The sequence below is a fragment of the Vibrio hippocampi genome (assembly GCF_921292975.1).
Lineage (GTDB): Bacteria > Pseudomonadota > Gammaproteobacteria > Enterobacterales > Vibrionaceae > Vibrio > Vibrio hippocampi.
The window spans coordinates 46,514-63,657 of the sequence record NZ_CAKLCM010000001.1 but is presented as its reverse complement, the minus strand read 5'-3'; the positions used below and the strand labels follow the sequence as shown (position 1 = coordinate 63,657).

General features: G+C 45.8%; 16 protein-coding genes. 4 read left to right on the top strand and 12 right to left on the bottom strand.

Translation table 11 applies throughout. The features are described from left to right. Positions 1 to 11: 11 nt before the first annotated feature. Both ilvM and ilvG read right to left on the bottom strand, forming a co-directional pair. On the bottom strand, positions 12 to 293 hold the full coding sequence (gene ilvM / locus L9Q39_RS00330; RefSeq protein WP_237483188.1) for an acetolactate synthase 2 small subunit: 282 nt from the start codon (positions 291 to 293) through the stop codon (positions 12 to 14). Continuing rightward, the gene (gene ilvG / locus L9Q39_RS00325; protein WP_237483542.1) at positions 293 to 1,939 is read right to left on the bottom strand and encodes an acetolactate synthase 2 catalytic subunit; all 1,647 of its coding nucleotides are present in this window, start codon (positions 1,937 to 1,939) and stop codon (positions 293 to 295) included. Before ilvG ends, ilvM begins: the two co-directional genes overlap by 1 nt. A gap of 474 nt (positions 1,940 to 2,413) precedes the next feature. Here ilvG and L9Q39_RS00320 point away from each other — a divergent pair, with 474 nt between their 5' ends. Then, entirely contained in the window at positions 2,414 to 3,937 is a 1,524-nt protein-coding gene (locus tag L9Q39_RS00320) for a YifB family Mg chelatase-like AAA ATPase (RefSeq protein WP_237483187.1), read from the top strand. Positions 3,938 to 3,973: 36 nt separating this feature from the next. On the opposite strand, the gene L9Q39_RS00315 is transcribed toward L9Q39_RS00320, so the two are convergent. Further along, the gene (locus L9Q39_RS00315) at positions 3,974 to 4,957 is read right to left on the bottom strand and encodes a DUF2860 domain-containing protein (protein ID WP_237483186.1); all 984 of its coding nucleotides are present in this window, start codon (positions 4,955 to 4,957) and stop codon (positions 3,974 to 3,976) included. Positions 4,958 to 5,243: 286 nt separating this feature from the next. Between L9Q39_RS00315 and yihG the strand changes: the two genes are divergently transcribed. Then, positions 5,244 to 6,128 carry a 1-acylglycerol-3-phosphate O-acyltransferase, YihG family gene (gene yihG / locus L9Q39_RS00310; protein WP_237483185.1) on the top strand — a complete coding sequence of 295 codons (885 nt, stop codon included), beginning with the start codon at positions 5,244 to 5,246 and terminating at the stop codon, positions 6,126 to 6,128. 49 nt (positions 6,129 to 6,177) lie between these two features. Here yihG and L9Q39_RS00305 read toward each other — a convergent pair whose 3' ends face one another. The 5 genes from L9Q39_RS00305 to L9Q39_RS00285 all read right to left on the bottom strand — a co-directional run bounded on the left by L9Q39_RS00305 (position 6,178) and on the right by L9Q39_RS00285 (position 10,115). Continuing rightward, positions 6,178 to 6,777 (bottom strand): thiol:disulfide interchange protein DsbA/DsbL, encoded by a 600-nt coding sequence (locus L9Q39_RS00305; protein ID WP_237483184.1) that lies wholly within the window; start codon positions 6,775 to 6,777, stop codon positions 6,178 to 6,180. Between the two features lie 69 nt (positions 6,778 to 6,846). Continuing rightward, positions 6,847 to 7,833, bottom strand: a complete 987-nt coding sequence (locus tag L9Q39_RS00300; protein WP_237483183.1) for a serine/threonine protein kinase — start codon at positions 7,831 to 7,833, stop codon at positions 6,847 to 6,849. Positions 7,834 to 7,891: 58 nt separating this feature from the next. Then, positions 7,892 to 9,310: a cytochrome c oxidase accessory protein CcoG gene (ccoG, locus tag L9Q39_RS00295; protein ID WP_237483182.1), complete on the bottom strand. Its 1,419-nt coding sequence runs from the start codon at positions 9,308 to 9,310 to the stop codon at positions 7,892 to 7,894. Positions 9,311 to 9,573: 263 nt separating this feature from the next. Next, positions 9,574 to 9,840, bottom strand: a complete 267-nt coding sequence (locus tag L9Q39_RS00290; protein WP_237483181.1) for a YihD family protein — start codon at positions 9,838 to 9,840, stop codon at positions 9,574 to 9,576. A gap of 107 nt (positions 9,841 to 9,947) precedes the next feature. Continuing rightward, positions 9,948 to 10,115 carry a hypothetical protein gene (locus L9Q39_RS00285; protein WP_237483180.1) on the bottom strand — a complete coding sequence of 56 codons (168 nt, stop codon included), beginning with the start codon at positions 10,113 to 10,115 and terminating at the stop codon, positions 9,948 to 9,950. Between the two features lie 278 nt (positions 10,116 to 10,393). Between L9Q39_RS00285 and L9Q39_RS00280 the strand changes: the two genes are divergently transcribed. Together L9Q39_RS00280 and trhA are read left to right on the top strand one after the other, a co-directional pair. After that, positions 10,394 to 11,197: a sporulation protein gene (locus tag L9Q39_RS00280; RefSeq protein ID WP_237483179.1), complete on the top strand. Its 804-nt coding sequence runs from the start codon at positions 10,394 to 10,396 to the stop codon at positions 11,195 to 11,197. 64 nt (positions 11,198 to 11,261) lie between these two features. Further along, positions 11,262 to 11,915: a PAQR family membrane homeostasis protein TrhA gene (trhA, locus tag L9Q39_RS00275; RefSeq protein ID WP_237483178.1), complete on the top strand. Its 654-nt coding sequence runs from the start codon at positions 11,262 to 11,264 to the stop codon at positions 11,913 to 11,915. Between the two features lie 6 nt (positions 11,916 to 11,921). Here the strand turns inward: trhA and L9Q39_RS00270 are convergent, their stop codons facing one another. From L9Q39_RS00270 to fmt, 4 genes are all read right to left on the bottom strand, one after another. Further along, positions 11,922 to 13,367, bottom strand: a complete 1,446-nt coding sequence (locus tag L9Q39_RS00270) for a TrkH family potassium uptake protein (protein ID WP_237483177.1) — start codon at positions 13,365 to 13,367, stop codon at positions 11,922 to 11,924. A 10-nt stretch (positions 13,368 to 13,377) separates the two neighbouring features. Next, the gene (gene trkA, locus L9Q39_RS00265) at positions 13,378 to 14,754 is read right to left on the bottom strand and encodes a Trk system potassium transporter TrkA (RefSeq protein WP_237483176.1); all 1,377 of its coding nucleotides are present in this window, start codon (positions 14,752 to 14,754) and stop codon (positions 13,378 to 13,380) included. 71 nt (positions 14,755 to 14,825) lie between these two features. Next, positions 14,826 to 16,103 carry a 16S rRNA (cytosine(967)-C(5))-methyltransferase RsmB gene (rsmB, locus tag L9Q39_RS00260; protein WP_237483175.1) on the bottom strand — a complete coding sequence of 426 codons (1,278 nt, stop codon included), beginning with the start codon at positions 16,101 to 16,103 and terminating at the stop codon, positions 14,826 to 14,828. Positions 16,104 to 16,179: 76 nt separating this feature from the next. Continuing rightward, positions 16,180 to 17,127: a methionyl-tRNA formyltransferase gene (fmt, locus tag L9Q39_RS00255; protein WP_237483174.1), complete on the bottom strand. Its 948-nt coding sequence runs from the start codon at positions 17,125 to 17,127 to the stop codon at positions 16,180 to 16,182. Between the last annotated feature and the right edge of the window lie 17 nt (positions 17,128 to 17,144).

The window sequence follows — 17,144 nt, the reverse complement described above, 5'->3', positions numbered from 1 at the left end:
ACATCCCTTCCTTATGCACTCTGTTCTTGGAGGTTGTGATTGGTCAGTTCATTGCCCTTGAGTTCAGTAACCTCTACAGTGCGAATGTCCCAAAGTTTTTCAATCTGATTAATTAATGTAGTAATCGGTCTGTCGCTATCGACGATAATCTCCACGCTAGCAACCTTGCTTTCGTGGTTTTGTGTTGCTGCTACTTGCTTGATGATAAAGCCTCGGTGGCGAATGACACGCAGTACACGCTCCAACAGTACTGGCTTATCGTCAGCTTTGATGTCTAGTAGGTATCTTTGCATTAGGTATTCTCCAACATGTCACTGTTTGAGGCACCTGGTGGTACCAATGGCCAAACGTTTTCTTCTTCATCAATAAGCACATGGAGTAGGTAAGAGGTTTTGCTCTCTAACATCTCTTGTAATGCTGGTTCCACTTCTTCTTTTTTTGTGATGGTTTTACCTGGGATATCAAATGCTTTTGCTAGCATGACAAAGTCAGGGTTGTCATCAAGAATGGTTTCACTATGTCGACCATCAAAGAAGAGGGATTGCCACTGCCTCACCATACCAAGACGTTGGTTGTTGAGTAGCACAATTTTTACGGGAATTTGGCGACGTTTTAATGTGCCCAACTCCTGTACATTCATCATAAATGAACCATCACCAGTAATGAGGATGGATTGGTCACCTTCTCGACCAACGGCAGCGCCCATGGCAGCGGGTAAACCAAAGCCCATGGTGCCAAGACCCGCTGAGGTAATAAAGTTTTCTGGCGCTCGTGGTTGAATATGTTGCGCCGCCCACATTTGATGCTGACCAACATCGGTAGAGACAATGGATGACTCAGGCATCATGTCAGAAAGTTGCTTAAGCAGCAGTGGAGCAAAGATAAGGTCACCAGGATGGTCATAGCGCCATTTAAATGCCGAGCGTAAGCTTTCACTGTGTTGAGCCCAAGGCGTGATATCTTTTGATAATTCCAACTGCGGTAAAATAACGTTGATATCGCCGCGAAGCATCGCGTTTGCACGTCTTAGCTTATTGAATTCAGCGGCATCAATATCAATGTGGATGACTTTAGCGTGAGGGGCGAAAGTGTCTAATTTCCCAGTCACGCGGTCATCAAAACGAGCGCCAACCACAATGAGAAGGTCACTTTCTTGTACCACTAGGTTGGCAGCTTTAGTGCCGTGCATGCCTAACATACCTAAATAGTGAGGATCATGTCTCTCAATCGTCCCCAGCCCTTTTAAGGTACTAACACAAGGCATCGGGTTAATGCGTAGAAACTCTCGAACGGTATCCGTTGCATCGGCAAGCTGTACGCCTCCCCCCACATAAAGTACAGGGCGAGAGCTTTGATCAAGAATTTGCTGTGCAGTTTCGAGTTGCTCAGGACAAGCGACAGGGTGCGGTGGAGCAGTAAATGCAGGCAGTACTTCGATCGGAGCATTAGCAAGTTGGACATCTTTTGCAATATCAACAATAACTGGACCTGGACGGCCTGCTTTTGCAACTTCAAATGCTTCGGAAAGGGTTGGAGCAAGGTCTTCGATGTCGGTCACAAGGTAACTGTGTTTAGTACAGGAGAGTGACATACCAATCACATCCATCTCCTGGAAGGCATCAGTACCGATGTGTGAGCTAGCAACTTGACCTGTGATGGCGACAAGAGGGATAGAATCAAGAAAGGCATCAGCCAATCCAGTTACAAGGTTGGTCGCCCCTGGTCCCGATGTTGCCATGCAGACCGTTACTTCTTTTGTCGCTCTGGCCATACCAATCGCGGCCATTGCTGCGCCTTGCTCGTGGCGACAGAGGATATGCTCTACGCCACCGTCATATAACGCATCATAGATAGGCATGATAGCGCCACCTGGGTAACCAAATACCGTTTCAATACCTTGTTGTCTCAACGCGGCTACAACTAATTCAGCACCTGTCATTGTAACTTCCTCTCGTTCCATTGCTTGTAGCATGGAATTTTGTTCCTTGACTGCACATCATGTGCTCCCGTTTTTGTTCTCGATTCAGTCTGTTGGCTGAATGAGCGATCACTATCTAGTTTTCTGTTTTAAGTCTGTAAAAAAACCCCCGGACTTTTCAGTGCGGGGGTTTTTAGAATCTTCTGGCTATCTTTTGCCCACATTCCCCCGTGCGGTGCCAATCAGGACCACAATAATCAGGATAATCAGAGAGTGAGCGTTTGCTGTCATATTTACTAGGTTCGTTGTTATTTTGGTCTAACAAAATTATTTGCGAACCTAGTGGTAACATAGTTTTCTGTTACCTGACAAGGAAAAATTACAACTTCTCTCACATTTACTAAGCATTAAATGATGAGATATAACATATCAATAAGATTTAATACTGCTCTAATGGCGCTTATGCCGACTATTTTAGAATGAAAATGGTGCTTTATGGGATTATCTATTGTTTATAGCCGTGCGAGCGTAGGTGTTGAAGCACCATTAGTGACGGTAGAAGTGCATATTAGTAATGGTATGCCGGGTTTCTCGCTGGTGGGGCTACCAGAGACAACGGTCAAGGAGTCAAAGGATAGAGTAAGAAGCGCCATTATGAACTCGCGACTTCAATTTCCGGCTAAGCGCATAACGGTTAACTTGGCACCAGCTGATTTGCCCAAAGAGGGCGGTCGTTTTGATCTACCGATTGCTTTGGGTATTCTTGCAGCTTCTGATCAGATCCCTCATCAGAAGCTCTCAGATCATGAATTTATTGGTGAATTAGCACTCTCTGGAGAATTGAGAGCGGTCAAAGGCGTATTGCCTGCAGCCCTAATGGTGTCTCAGCACCAGCGTGCCTTAATTGTACCGCAAGCAAATGCAGGAGAAGCGGCTTTAGTGGATGAACAGAGACATAAAGCCGCCTCCAGTTTGCTTGACGTATGCAGTTATATTTCTGGTCAGATGGCACTCACGTTACCTCAATTTCAACCAGAGATGAATGAGGAAGCAAATGGTCGAGATCTGCAAGACATCATAGGTCAACAACAAGGTAAACGTGCATTGGAAATTGCAGCGGCGGGTGGGCATAACCTTTTATTTCTTGGACCTCCAGGTACCGGTAAAACCATGCTAGCGTCACGCCTGTGTGATCTATTACCTATGATGACGGATGACGAGGCAATGGAAACTGCCGCAGTAACCTCGCTCACTCAACAAGACATTAATGTTCATAATTGGAAAAGCCGACCTTTCCGATCTCCGCATCATTCTAGTTCGATGGCTGCGTTAGTGGGTGGCGGAACCATCCCGAGACCGGGCGAAATATCTTTGGCGCACAACGGGTTGCTGTTTCTTGATGAAATGGCGGAATTTGAGCGTAAAGTGTTGGACTCTTTGAGAGAGCCTTTAGAGTCTGGAGAGATCATTATCTCAAGGGCTCAAGGTAAAACGCGCTTTCCTGCCCGATTTCAGCTTTTAGGGGCTCTTAACCCAAGCCCAACTGGTCATTATGAGGGGGAGTTATCTCGCAGTAACCCACAAGCGATACTGCGCTATCTTAATCGACTATCTGGTCCTTTGTTGGATCGGTTTGATCTCTCGATAGAGATACCGGCGCTACCTAAAGGGGTACTCGCGCAAGGAGGCGAGCGGGGCGAAACAACCTCAGTAGTCAAGCAGCGAGTGGTTGATGCCAGAGAAATCATGTTGGCACGAAGTGGTAAGGTTAATTCGTTGCTGACTAATCGTGAGTTGGAGCGAGATTGTCGGTTGCAGTCGGAGGATGCCGAATTCTTAGAAGCCGCACTGCATCGATTAGGTCTATCTGTTCGCGCTTACCATCGTATTATCAAGGTGGCTCGAACTATCGCGGATTTATCAGGGCAAGCGGAGATCAAAAAGCCTCATTTAGCTGAGGCTCTGGGTTATAGGGCAATGGATCGCTTACTCAAGCAACTCAATGCGCAGTCTGTTTAAAAAGAACGCTGTGTAAATATCGCCGTCTAGCTAGCGTTAGAATTTCCAGTTAACACCGACAGCGGTAATCCAACTTTCCTCATCATAGAAGTCCATATTGGAATCTCTTGAGGTTGCGCCAGCAAACCCCACCAGTGATAGATTGTGGATATTGAAGATGCTGGGATATTCGTAGGCCAAGAAGAACTTCCACTGATCCACTTTCTGTTTTTGGTTGTTGTATATGGGGTTAGCGCCATCATAGTCAATATTGAGGTAGCTAAGAGTTAATGCAAACTTGTGGTTACCTATGGAGGTGAAAGAAGCCACTTCCGCACCTAACGTATCATTGCTCATTGCAGAGCCATCAGCATCTTGCTTTGAATAGATAATGGCAGGATAGAGCAATACCGTTCGACTTATGGGTAGCATCATCTTTGCTTTGCTGTAGAAAATGTCTGCGTTTCGGTTTAGCTTTTGAGCTTCTTCAGCCGTGAGTAGGGAACCAGAGTCTTCATCATCGACATCTTTTTGACCGTAGGCTAGGTCGAGACTGAACAGCGAACCGGCAATGTTATTCAGTTGCACTCGGTAAGCCAGTCCGCTTTCGTCCGTCGTCTTTCGCGCCTGATTTTCGAGGTATGGGTCTTGCCAGACTTCGCCTTTCAAAATAGTAGGCAATACGGAAAAGCTGAGCTTAGTACCGTCATAAAGTTGATGACGATAGCCGGTCTCTAGTGCCACGGTACCGATGGCAACATCTGAACGGGTTGTCCCTAGAAATAATTCGTGCTGTGAGCGAGAGCCAAAGGTGTATTGAACATTGCCAAGCGGTAGAATTAGTCCAGAACTGTCTTCCTGATCTTCACCACGGTAGGTTTTAAATTCACTGTCGGTATTGGTGAGGTTAGAGGTATTACTGCTGTAAGCGGCACTAATAGATACTTCGCCACTAAAGCCATTGCTTTTCCCGAGCTTAGCGAAAACGGGCTGACAAACTAAACCCAAAGCTACAGTTAATATGGGCCACGCCTGTTTCATAATTCATCCTTAAATATAAAATTGTCGAAAACGAACGGTTTTTGGGTTGAGCTGCTTGTGCTCTTATCCGGTATTGAAGTAATAGGTCGGGGCTAACTTATTATAATTAAATATGTTATCAGAGTATCAACAAGTTGTTTCGTTTGCCACCTTCTCCATAGCATAGGAGTGATTCGTACGACAGACAATAGATATCAGATCAATAATAAAACCGTTGCAGAAGTCCGTTTGAGCAGTAAAATTAACCATCATTATTTTGCAACAAATGAATCACAGATAATTGCTTATGCTGAGCTACCTTGTTTTTGTTATTACTTGTTCGCTAGTTATTGTTAACACGGCATTTTGCTCCCTTCCTATACTCATTTTAAGTCTCTTGAAGCTGGTGTTGCCGATGAAGGCATGGCAGCAGAGGTGTACCCAGCTTGCCAATCGCTGCATGTGGCTTTGGGCAACGGTAAATCACGGTATTTTGTCTCTGGTCAATCCAAAATTGAAGTGGCAGATCGAAGGCGTTGATGAGCTGAAGATGGATGGGTGGTATCTGATGATCAGCAACCATCTTAGTTGGACAGACATTGTGGTACTTTGCAGTGTCTTTCGTAACCGAATACCTATCCCAAAATTTTTCTTAAAACAACAACTGCTGTATGTACCGTTTCTTGGGATGGCTTGTTGGGCTTTAGATATGCCGTTTATGAAAAGGTATTCGCGAGAGTATTTGGTGAGGCATCCAGAGAAGCGAGGTCAAGATCTAGAGACAACCCGCCGCGCCTGCGCGAAATTTAAAGATACACCGACGACCGTGGTCAATTATGTGGAAGGAACGCGATTTACGCCACAGAAGCGTCAAGCCACACGCTCGGAATTTGAGTATCTTTTGCGACCCAAAACCGGCGGCATTGCTTACACTTTAGCTTCTATGGGGGAGCTGTTTGATAACATTATTGATGTCACTGTAGCTTACCCAGACAATACCGAGCAGCCGTTTAAATCAGCGCTGATGGGAAAAATGGAACGTATTGTGGTGAAAGTCAAAGTACTACCGATAGACGAGCAGGTCTCAGGGGATTACTTCAATGACAAACCTTTTAAACGTCAGTTCCAGCAATGGCTATCGGAATTATGGAAGCAGAAAGATATTGAGTTGCAGCAAATCCACAACAAATAAAAGAACACCGAGCCATCTAGCTCGGTGTTCTTTCAATTCTATCACTGGATTACTTTTTCAGTAGGAAGTTAACCAGTTCATAGTATTCATCCGTAGAGCGAATTTTACCTGCCTCTACTAGGTATTTGTTATTGACGATAACTGCAGGTACGCCTGATAGACCACTGTCTTTAAACTGCTTATCGAAGCGACGTAGCATTGAGTCTACGGCAAAGCCGTTGTATGCAGCATCAAACTTCTTAGCATCAACACCTTCATCAAGGAAGATTTGGCGAAGCTCAGCGTCGTTGCGTGGGGCTTGGTTTAAGTTGTGGATGCGGTTGAACATAACCGGCACCATTTTGTCTTCTACTTTCAGAGCTACCATGGTCGCATATGCCTTGCTCATTGGTTCACCCATGTTGCCACCCATAAATGATACGTGGTTTTTCTGGAACTTAGTGCCTTCAGGGATCTGTTTTTTCAGCTCGGCGATAATCGGTTCAAAGCTGAAGCAGTGTGGGCAGTAGAACGAGAAATACTCAGTGACTGTTGGGGTTGAAGTCGCTTTAGTATCAAGTACTTTGTAATAGTCACCTTCAGTAAACTGAGCGGCATTCGCTGCTAGGCTGACAAATAGCGTTGCGAATAGTGCGATGATTTTTTTCATTATAATCTCCATGTAAAGACTATCCGGAGGATAGAGGCTTAACCTTTTGTTTTATGCGTGCGTAGTGTGTCACCACTGCGGCTGGAATGAAAGTGGCTTTTCATTAATTGCGGCAATCTGCTCTTTAAATCCAAGTACTTGCCCCTCCCAATATTTACCATCTGCAAACCAAGGAAAAGCTTGTGGGAAAGCAGGATCGTTCCAGCGTTTTGCTAACCAAGCCATGTAATGCACCATACGTAGACCGCGTAAAGGCTCAATAAGTTTCAATTGTTCGCTGGGTAATGAGTAAAACTCTTGATACCCCTCTAGTAAGATGTCTAATTGCATCAATTTATCGGCTCGATCACCATTCAGTAGCATCCATAAATCTTGGATAGCAGGACCATTTCTGGCGTCATCTAAATCGACGAACATGGGACCATCGCGCCATAGTATATTACCTGGGTGGCAATCACCATGCAGGCGAATATTGTCGGCAGGTTGCCAATGCTGCTCGATATTTTCAATCAAAATATCGAGGTCATTGAAGAAGGCGTTTTCCAGATGAGAAGGAATAAAGCTTGAAGATTGCAACAACTTGCGAGGCTGATACAGGTACTCATCAAAACCTATCGTAGGACGGTGTTGAAACGGTTGATTGGCACCGATGCGGTGAATACGACCCATGTAACGCCCCACCCATTCCAATTGCTCTAGGTTATCCACTTCAAATTGGCGACCACCGACACTGGGAAATAGGGTGAAGTAGTAGCCTTGATATTGGTGGATAGTTTGCCCATTGATCTCTAAAGGAGCACAAACCGGAACTTCGAACTCAGCTAACTCTTTAGTGAAGTCATGCTCTTCTTGTATTTGCGCTAGATCCCAGCGCTGTGGACGATAAAACTTCACCACGAGACGCTGCTTGTCTTCATCCACAAACTGATAGACCCGGTTCTCATAACTATTGAGGGCAAGCATACCGGACTCTGCTCTGACGCCAATGCTTTCTAAGGCGTACCACATAAAGTCCGGGGTTAGAGCGTCAAAATTAAACGCGAGGTCTGTAGTCATATAATAAAAAGGCTTATTACTAAGCCTTTTCCTATTGCTGGAAGGTTGAACTCGAATACTAGAGTTGATTGATGAAGCGGCTCTCTACTTGTATCGAGAAATCTTGATTGTCGTCTAGTATAAACTGAATTGTTACTATCGGAGAACTGAGTTGATCGGGATTCACTCCGAGACTGATCGGCACATTGAACACCTCCCCAGGTTTGACGCTTATCGACTGCCTACCATACCAAGTGACATCCTCGATTCCTTGTACGCTAAGATCATAGGTTTGTATTTGTTGCGTCTTATTGATCACTTTCAGTGTGTAAGTGTTTTCAACCAGACCTTGAGTGTTGATCTTAAACAACTGATTGCGATCCCTAAGCACACTAAGACCAGCTGGGTCGACGGCTGAAATTTGAGCAAAGAATAGCCCAATAATAATCAGTAAAACCGTACCATAACCTAGCAGTTTGGGGCGCATGACTTTAGTTTGTTTCCCTGAGAGACGATGCTCAGTGGTATAGCTAATCAGATTAGCTTCATAGCCCATGCGCTGCATGGTGTTGTTACAGGCATCAATACAGGCACCGCAGTTGATACATTCGTACTGCAAGCCGTCACGGATATCGATACCGGTCGGACAAACCTGAACGCAGAGATCGCAATCAATGCAGTCTCCCAACCCAAGTTGTTTTGGATCCGCTTTTCTTGCTCTTGGGCCTCTTGTTTCGCCACGTTCACTATTGTATCCGACAATAAACGTGTCTTTGTCGAACATGGCGGATTGGAAGCGTGCATAAGGGCACATATGAACGCAGACGATCGACCTCATCCAACCCGCATTTCCATAAGTGCATGCAGCAAAAAACAGCACCCAGAATGCTGGCCAGAATGAAAGATTGAAGGTGATAAACTGGGGAACCAATTCGTTGATAGACACGAAGTAGCCAACAAAGGTTAAGCCTGTTATGACTGCAATGCTTATCCATGCTAGGTGCTTGAGGGCTTTTCGCGTTAACAGATGGAGGGTTTTGGGCAATTGGTCTTGTTTACGACGTTTATTGGCACTGCCTTCCAGCTTTTCTTCAAACCAGATATACATAAAGGTCCAAACCGTTTGCGGGCAGAGGTAGCCACACCAAACTCGACCAAGAAAGGTTGTGATAAAGAACAGACCAAATGCTGCCACCACAAACAGCAGAGCAAGCAGAGTGAGATCTTGCGGGTAGAGTGTTGTGCCAAAGAAGTTAAATTGCTGGTGACCGATATCGATCAAGATGGCTTGTCTGTCTCCGTAGCGGATCCAAGGACCAATGCCGAATAACAGCAGTAACAACCAACCACCATATCGTCGCAGTTTCTGAAATTGCCCCTGACTTTCCCTGACGTAGATGCGATTGCTCGGATTGAATCTATCTTTACTGGTTTTTTGTGTCTTAGGATTAAAGGTCTTAGGCGTGACATCTTTGACGTCAATTTTATCCTGACTCATTTAGTACAGTCCTTTTAAGTCAATGGGTATGTTAGTCATACTCTCGTTTTTGACATTGCTTTTCGGTGCGCATTGTTGCTTTGGTGAGGTTGAGTTATTCACCCACTTAATGACGCATAGTAACGGACAGTATATCTTCGATAACAATTATTTTTCTTTAGCGCTATCAACCTTTAACAATAAAAAATCATAACGTATGGTCTGAATATAAAAAAACGACTCATTGTTGAGTCGTTTTGTTGCCTGTTCATAAACAGGATCAATTATTTAAGTATGCCGCGTGCTTTTAGCAGTGCTGTTTTGAAGTCGTCTTCTTGGTCTTTAGCTAAACCTGGAATCATCTCTTCTTGACCGCTGTTACGCATTTTAAGGTGATAGATAAGGACATCATCCGTCAGATCTTCCAAAGCGCCTTCGTAGCCCGCCTCTTTAGCGAGCTTAACGATAAATTGCAGCAAGTTGAGATCGGAATCCTTTTGCCATTCTGGGTGTATCAACTCAATGAGTTCGTTGACTCGGTGACATTTCATGACTTTCTCCACATTTTTTATAATGATTTTGAGAGTAAAGCTAACAGAGTTCCAAGTCAGAGCCAATATGCAGAGAGAAAAAAGCGCAGTGAAGACTGCGCTTTTGATTAGGCGACTCGTACAATCTGTGTTGTTACAGGAGCCAGAGCGGCTTCTTTCTCAACCAGAGAGATTGGAGTTGCTGTTTTTTTTGCAACGAAAGCAGCAGCAAAGCCGCTGCGACGTCGCATCGCACTGCGATTAGTGTGCGAAAACCTGACAGTCGTTGGGCGCATTTTTGTTACCTAACAAGTCAGGCAATTCCATTGCCAAGCTAATGGCCTGTATTAGTTATAAAACACTGGATACCAATGCGTTATTTTGCTGGCGCTTGCCGATCCTAATAACTAAACAGGAGAGTGGGTGAATGATCACACCGTGCAAAAGGATAGCATTAAGCCTTACGATATTCGATAGATCGAGTCAAAATATCGATTATTTTTTGTTCAGCACTTGTTAGTTGCCAAGCGATTGTTTAAAAAGAGACAGTGTCGTTGATGATTGTGAGGTGGTTATGTCTTTTTTCAAGAAAACCTTAGCGAGTTTTGGCATCGGATCTGCCCGTGTCGACTCTGTGATCCACCAGGAATTTGTTTATCCAGGCGATCAGTTGAAAGTGACGATCCACGTTTACGGTGGTAACACGTCTCAGGAGGTTGATAACATCAATGTGAGTCTGTGTTGTCGTTATATTGCCGAGGTGGCTCGAAACCAGAATGAACATAATGACAACGATCCTGGAGTGACCAAAAAGCGCGTTGCGAAAACCCATCAACTTCAATCGTGGTCATTACCTTATGCTTTTACCATTGAGCCTGGGCAAACCCGTGACTTTGAAGCCACATTGGAGGTTCCATGGAATACACCCGTTACCATTGGTGACTCTAAAGTTTGGCTAGAAACAGGCTTAGATATTGCGTTAGCGGTAGACCCTTCTGATAAAGATATTTTAACCGTGAGACCCGATCCATTGCTTGATGGCATATTTAGTTCGCTTGAGGCGCAAGGGTTAAGGATCCGCCAAGTAGAGTGTGAGGCGGCAAAAGGCTTTGAAATGCCCTTTGTGCAAGAGTTTGAGTTTGTTCCGACCACAGGACCCTATCATGGTCGCTGGCGTGAGTTAGAAATGGTGGCTTATCGAACACCGGAGCAATTGCAACTCTGGTTTGAAGTGGATAGAAACAAACAAGGCGTCACAGGAATGCTTTCCAGTTTGATTGGTCTCGGTCAACTTAAGCGAGAACTCACTTTAGCGAGTCATTTATCTGGAGAAGAAGCCGGGCAGCAAGTTCTGGAGTATTTAGAGCAAACAACCTAATTTCAGCTAACAGCTGTTAGCTGAATATGTCATACTGTTGCTATCAATTTGGGGAGCGACGAGTATGACATCACCACATAAGCCGGCTTACAGTCAAAAAGAGGAGCTTGCGAACGCCTTATCTCATGGACTTGGCGTGCTACTCTCAGTATTGGGTCTAATCCTATTATTGCAAAAGTCTTTGTTTGCAGGGGCTGATCCATTAACCATCACCAGCATGGCGCTGTATGGTTCAAGTATGATCATACTGTTTCTGGCGTCGACTCTGTATCACTCTGTTCCCAACCCCAGCAGCAAGCGCTGGCTGAAAACCTTCGACCACTGTGCCATTTACCTGTTGATTGCAGGAAGCTATACGCCATTTATGCTGGTGAGTTTGCGAACGCCTTTGGCAGTTGGTGTGATGGTGATGATCTGGACATTGGCGCTGATTGGTATCGTGATGAAGCTATTTTTTGTTTATCGCTTTAAACGAGCGTCTTTGATTACCTACTTGGTGATGGGATGGCTGTCTGTGATTGTGGTTTATCAACTGGCTAAGCATGTTGAAACTAATGGGTTGATATTGTTAGCGCTTGGCGGGGCGATTTATACCTTAGGCGTGGTGTTCTATGCCAATAAACGTATTCCGTTTAATCATGCTATTTGGCACGTATTTGTATTGTTAGGCGCGGCTTGTCATTACTTAGCTATCTACTGGTATGTAGAGCCGATATAAAGGCATTTATCGACGCCAAAAAGCAGGGAAAAAGAGCACAAATAGCGTCAATATTTCTAATCTCCCCATTAGCATACCCAAGCTCAACACCCACTTTGCCGCATCGGGAAGCGGCGCAAAGTTACCTGTAGGACCAATGATGTTACCCATACCCGGACCGACGTTGGCAACAGCGGTAATGGCTCCTGAGATACTTGTGACCGTGTCCAAGCCCATCGCACTTAAAGCACCCGCGATAAACAATATCGTGACAAAGAACATCAATCCAAAGGCGACCACTGAACGGACAATATCGTCGTTAACAGTACGATTATTGTATTTCTGGACAAAAACACCTGATGGATGAATCAGCTTCATCATCTGTTTTTGCAGTAGCGTTATCGCTATTTGGAAGCGGAAGATTTTAATCCCTCCCGAGGTTGAACCGGAGCAGGCACCCATCATCATCATAAAGGCGAAGACGACAGAGGGCAGTGAGCCCCATGCGGTAAAATCTTCTAAGCCGAAACCTGTGGTGGTGGTCACCGAAACAATGTTAAACATTGCCACACGTAACGCGTCACTGAGCAAATAACCGTCTTTCTCATACAGCCAAAATGCCACAACTAAGCTAGAGACAATAAATAGATAAAAGAATCCTCTTACCTGTGAGTCTTTGAGCATGAGCGAAGGGCTACGTTTAGTGAGCGCAGAGACAAACAGTAAGAATGGTAATCCCCCTAAGAACATGAATAGCGTGCCGACCCAGTGTGCGCCATTGGAAAATTTGTTCATCGAGGCATCGGAGGTGGAGTAGCCGCCGGTTGATAGCGTGGTAAAGGCATGATTGATGGCATCAAATAGGCTCATTCCAGTGGCTAAGTAAGCCAATAGACACAGACCTGTCAGCACCAAATAAACAATCATGATATTTTTAGCGACGGTTTTTGCTTTTGGGCTGCTTTTATCAGACCAGTCAGAAGACTCGGTTTGGAAGAGGCGCATACCACCCACGTTAAGCATCGGCAAAATAGCGACCGCCATAACGATAAAGCCAATACCTCCCAGCCATTGCAAGATAGAGCGCCATAGCAGAATGCTCGGTGCCATATTATCCAGACCACTCAGCACGGTTGACCCCGTGGTGGTGATGCCTGACATAGTCTCAAAGTAGGCATCGGTGAAGCTGATATGATTGATAAATACGAAGGGCAGTGCTGCGAAAGCACTGGCAATAATCCAAACCAGGTTGGTGATCAGAAACATATCACGCACACTTAAGGTAAAGTGGCGAGTCCTGCCAAGAGAGAGAAACAAGAAAGCAGCAATATGGGTGATGATAACGGCCAAGCCAAACTCGAGGAAGCCGTTAGTACCAGAGAAAAATGCGACCAGTGTGGGGACATACATAAACAGGGCAAGCTTAGAGAGAACTAACCCCAATACGAATGACACAGGACGTGTATTAACCATTTCTTATTGCCTATAGGAAGAACACACTTGGTTGGAATAGGGTTTCTACATCTGGGACATATTTCTTGTCAACCAAGAACATCACCACGTGATCATCTTGCTCAATGACAGTCCGATCATGCGCGATTAACACTTCCTCACCACGCACAATGGCACCGATAGTGGTACCTGGTGGCAATTTGATATCGCCGATGGTGCGACCTACGACTTTTGAGGTGTTTTCGTCGCCATGAGCGATGGCCTCGATAGCCTCTGCCGCTCCACGTCGTAGCGATGATACGTTAACGATGTCCGCACGACGCACATGGGTAAGGAGGGCTGAAATGGTGGCTTGTTGTGGGGATATGGCGACATCAATGGCACCGCCTTGAACCAAGTCGACGTAGGCTCCACGTTGAATCAACACCATCACTTTCTTTGCTCCCATCTTTTTGGCGAGCATGGCAGACATGATGTTGGTTTCATCTTCGTTAGTTAGGGCGATAAAGACATCAACTTGGTCTATGTTCTCTTCGTTGAGCAACTCTTGGTCCGCTGCATCACCACAGAAGACGATGGTGTTTTCTAGCTCTTCAGACAGCTTTTCTGCTCTTGGGTAACTGCGCTCAATCAGTTTAACGCTGTAGTTTTGCTCCAGACGCTTAGCCAAGCTTGCCCCAATGTTGCCACCGCCGACAATCATGATGCGACGATAGGGTTTCTCTAAGCGTTGTAACTCACTCATAACAGAGCGGATATGGTTACTCGCCGCAACAAAGAACACCTCATCATCGGCTTCAATAATGGTTGAACCTTGAGGTCGAATAGGACGTCCTTGACGGAATATAGCGGCGACACGCGTGTCGATATGAGGCATATGCTCACGTAAGGTTGAGAGTGCGTTACCAACGAGTGGCCCGCCATAGTACGCTTTCACCGCCACTAAGCTGACTTTTTCGTCGGCAAAACTGACGACTTGCAGAGCGCCCGGATATTGAATAAGGCGCTCGGTATAGCTGGTGACTAACTCTTCTGGAGCTATAAGGTGGTCAACCGGAATCGCCCCTGAATTGAACAAGGTTTCTTTTTCAATCAAATATTCTCGAGAGCGAATTCGAGCAACACGATTCGGGGTATTGAATAGTGAGAACGCCACTTGGCAGGCTGCCATATTGGTTTCATCACGGTTGGTCACGGCAACCAGCATATCAGCATCTTGTGCGCCAGCTTCACGGAGTACGTCGGGGTGAGAAGCATGACCGTTGACCACTCTTAGATCGTATTTATCTTGAAGATCTCGTAATCGGTCGCCGTTGGTATCAACAATGGTGATGTCGTTATTCTCACCTACCAAGTTTTCAGCTAACGTGCCGCCAACTTGACCTGCACCTAGAATGATAATCTTCATAATTTTGTGGCTCTTCTATCCGACGTTTATTGGTCCGAGTCTTGATTCGCTGGTTTAACTTAATGACTATACTACGCTTTTTTTAGTACCGCATAGTAGAATCCATCCATGTCGTTTTCTCCCGGTAGGATTTGTCGTCCCGGGTTGTCGACTTCAGAGCCGATCAGGGTGGCGTTGTCGGTACGCTGCAGAAACGCAATGACTTGTTCACGGTTTTCTTGAGGAGTGATAGAACAGGTCGCATAAACCAATGTGCCACCAGACTTTAACTGTTGCCACATCGCATCCATGATCTCTTTTTGTAACTCGGCAAGCGCGGCAATGTCTTCGCCACGACGCAGCCATTTAATATCAGGGTGACGACGGATGACACCAGTTGCCGAACATGGTGCATCCAAAAGAATGCGGTCAAACTGTTCTCCTTGCCACCAATCCTCAGGATATCGAGCATCGCCACAGATGACTTCAGCTTTTAGATTGAGGCGCTGTAGGTTGTCATGCACTCGCTTGAGCCGATTTGCGTCGCTATCAATCGCCACCACTTGGCTCTGTTGAGTGCGCTCAAGTATGTGAGCGGTTTTCCCCCCCGGAGCCGCACAACAATCCAAGATCAACTCACCCTCTTGTGGTGTTAAGTAGTTAATCGAAAGCTGTGCCGCGGCATCTTGAACGGATACCCAACCTTGTTCAAATCCTGGCAAGTTAGTGACGTCACATGGCGTGGTAAGCTTTAGTGCGTCTTGGGCTTCGGGATGTAAAGTGGACTCGATCTCTGCCTTGTCGAGTAGCGCCTTATAATCATCACGAGTTAAGTGGCGAGTATTGACACGCAGCCACATCGGGGCTTTGGTGTTGTTTGCTTCGACAATCTGTTCCCATTGTTGTGGGTAAGCCTGTTGCAGCAGCTTTAATAGCCAGCCCGGGTGCCCGTACTTACCAGCATTATGGCTTATTGATTGCTGATCCAATTCATCTTGATTGCGCTGATAGTTACGCAACACGGCGTTAATCAGCCCTCGAAGTCTTGGACCCTTTAATTCTTTGGTCGCTTCCACGGTCTCACCCACCGCAGCATGAGCAGGTATACGCATGTAGCCAATTTGATAGATGCCGACCAGGATAAGATGGTGAAAGACTCTTTGTTTGCCTTTTAGCGGCTTATCCATCAACTCAGAAGCCACAGATTCAAGCCTAGGAAGAATGCGCAACGCCCCAAAACAGATCTCTTGCAGTAGGGCTTGGTCTCGTGGTTTGACTTGTTGCTGACCTAGTGGAAGAGCCGTGGAAAGTGATTGACCTTTATCAACGACTTGAAAAAGGATATTGGCAGCGACAGCGCGAACATTCATGTTGTATACCTAGAATTTGATTGAGATAAATTAAAGCAGGGCCATTCTAGGCCCCGACTTGGTATGGTTTTGTGATTTAGCTTAAGGTTGAGCCAACTTTAAACCAATCGGCTTTTGAGTTAAGAACATCGCTCACCGCCATTGCTTTTTTACCCGGCACTTGGATCTGTTCCAACACAAGGGTGTCTTTACCCGTAGCGACATAAATACCCGTCTTATCAGCTTTCACAATCGTTCCAGCAGGCGCTTCATCGGTTTGTGCTTCAACGCGAGCTTGCCACACCTTGATATTGTTTTCTTCTACGCTGAAATAACTTATTGGCCATGGGTTAAAGGCTCGGACGCAGCGTTCGATAAAGTTAGCCTCTAACGTCCAGTCTATCTTGGTTTCGTCTTTGCTCAGTTTATGTGCGTAGGTGGCCAACTCATTCTGCTGTTTTTCTGGCGTGATATTTCCGCTGGCAATGTCTGCTAGGCACTCAACAAGTGCTGTTGGTCCAAGTTCCGCAAGCTTGTTATACATGGTTGCGCTGGTATCGGTTGCTGCAATTGGCAGTGTGGCGATAGACAGCATATCGCCAGTATCTAGACCGATATCCATTTGCATAATAGTGACACCGGTTTCGTGGTCGCCATTCCAGATAGAGCGTTGAATCGGAGCGGCACCGCGCCATTTTGGCAAGATAGAACCGTGGACGTTGATACAGCCTAATCGAGGTGTATCTAGTACTGCTTGTGGTAGCAATAATCCATAAGCCACAACGACCATAATATCTGCATTCAGAGCCTGAAGTTCTTGTTTGGCTTGGTCTGATTTGAAGTTTTCCGGTTGGTAGACAGCAATGTCATGTTCTAGGGCGATATTTTTCACCGGACTGGCGGTTAGCTTTTTGCCACGACCGGCAGGACGATCGGGTTGGGTGTAAACAGCGATAACCTCATGCTCCGAAGACAATAACGCCGCCAAGTGACGGGCGGCGAAGTCTGGAGTACCGGCAAACACAATGCGTAATGATTGGCTCACGGAAACCTCACTTAGTT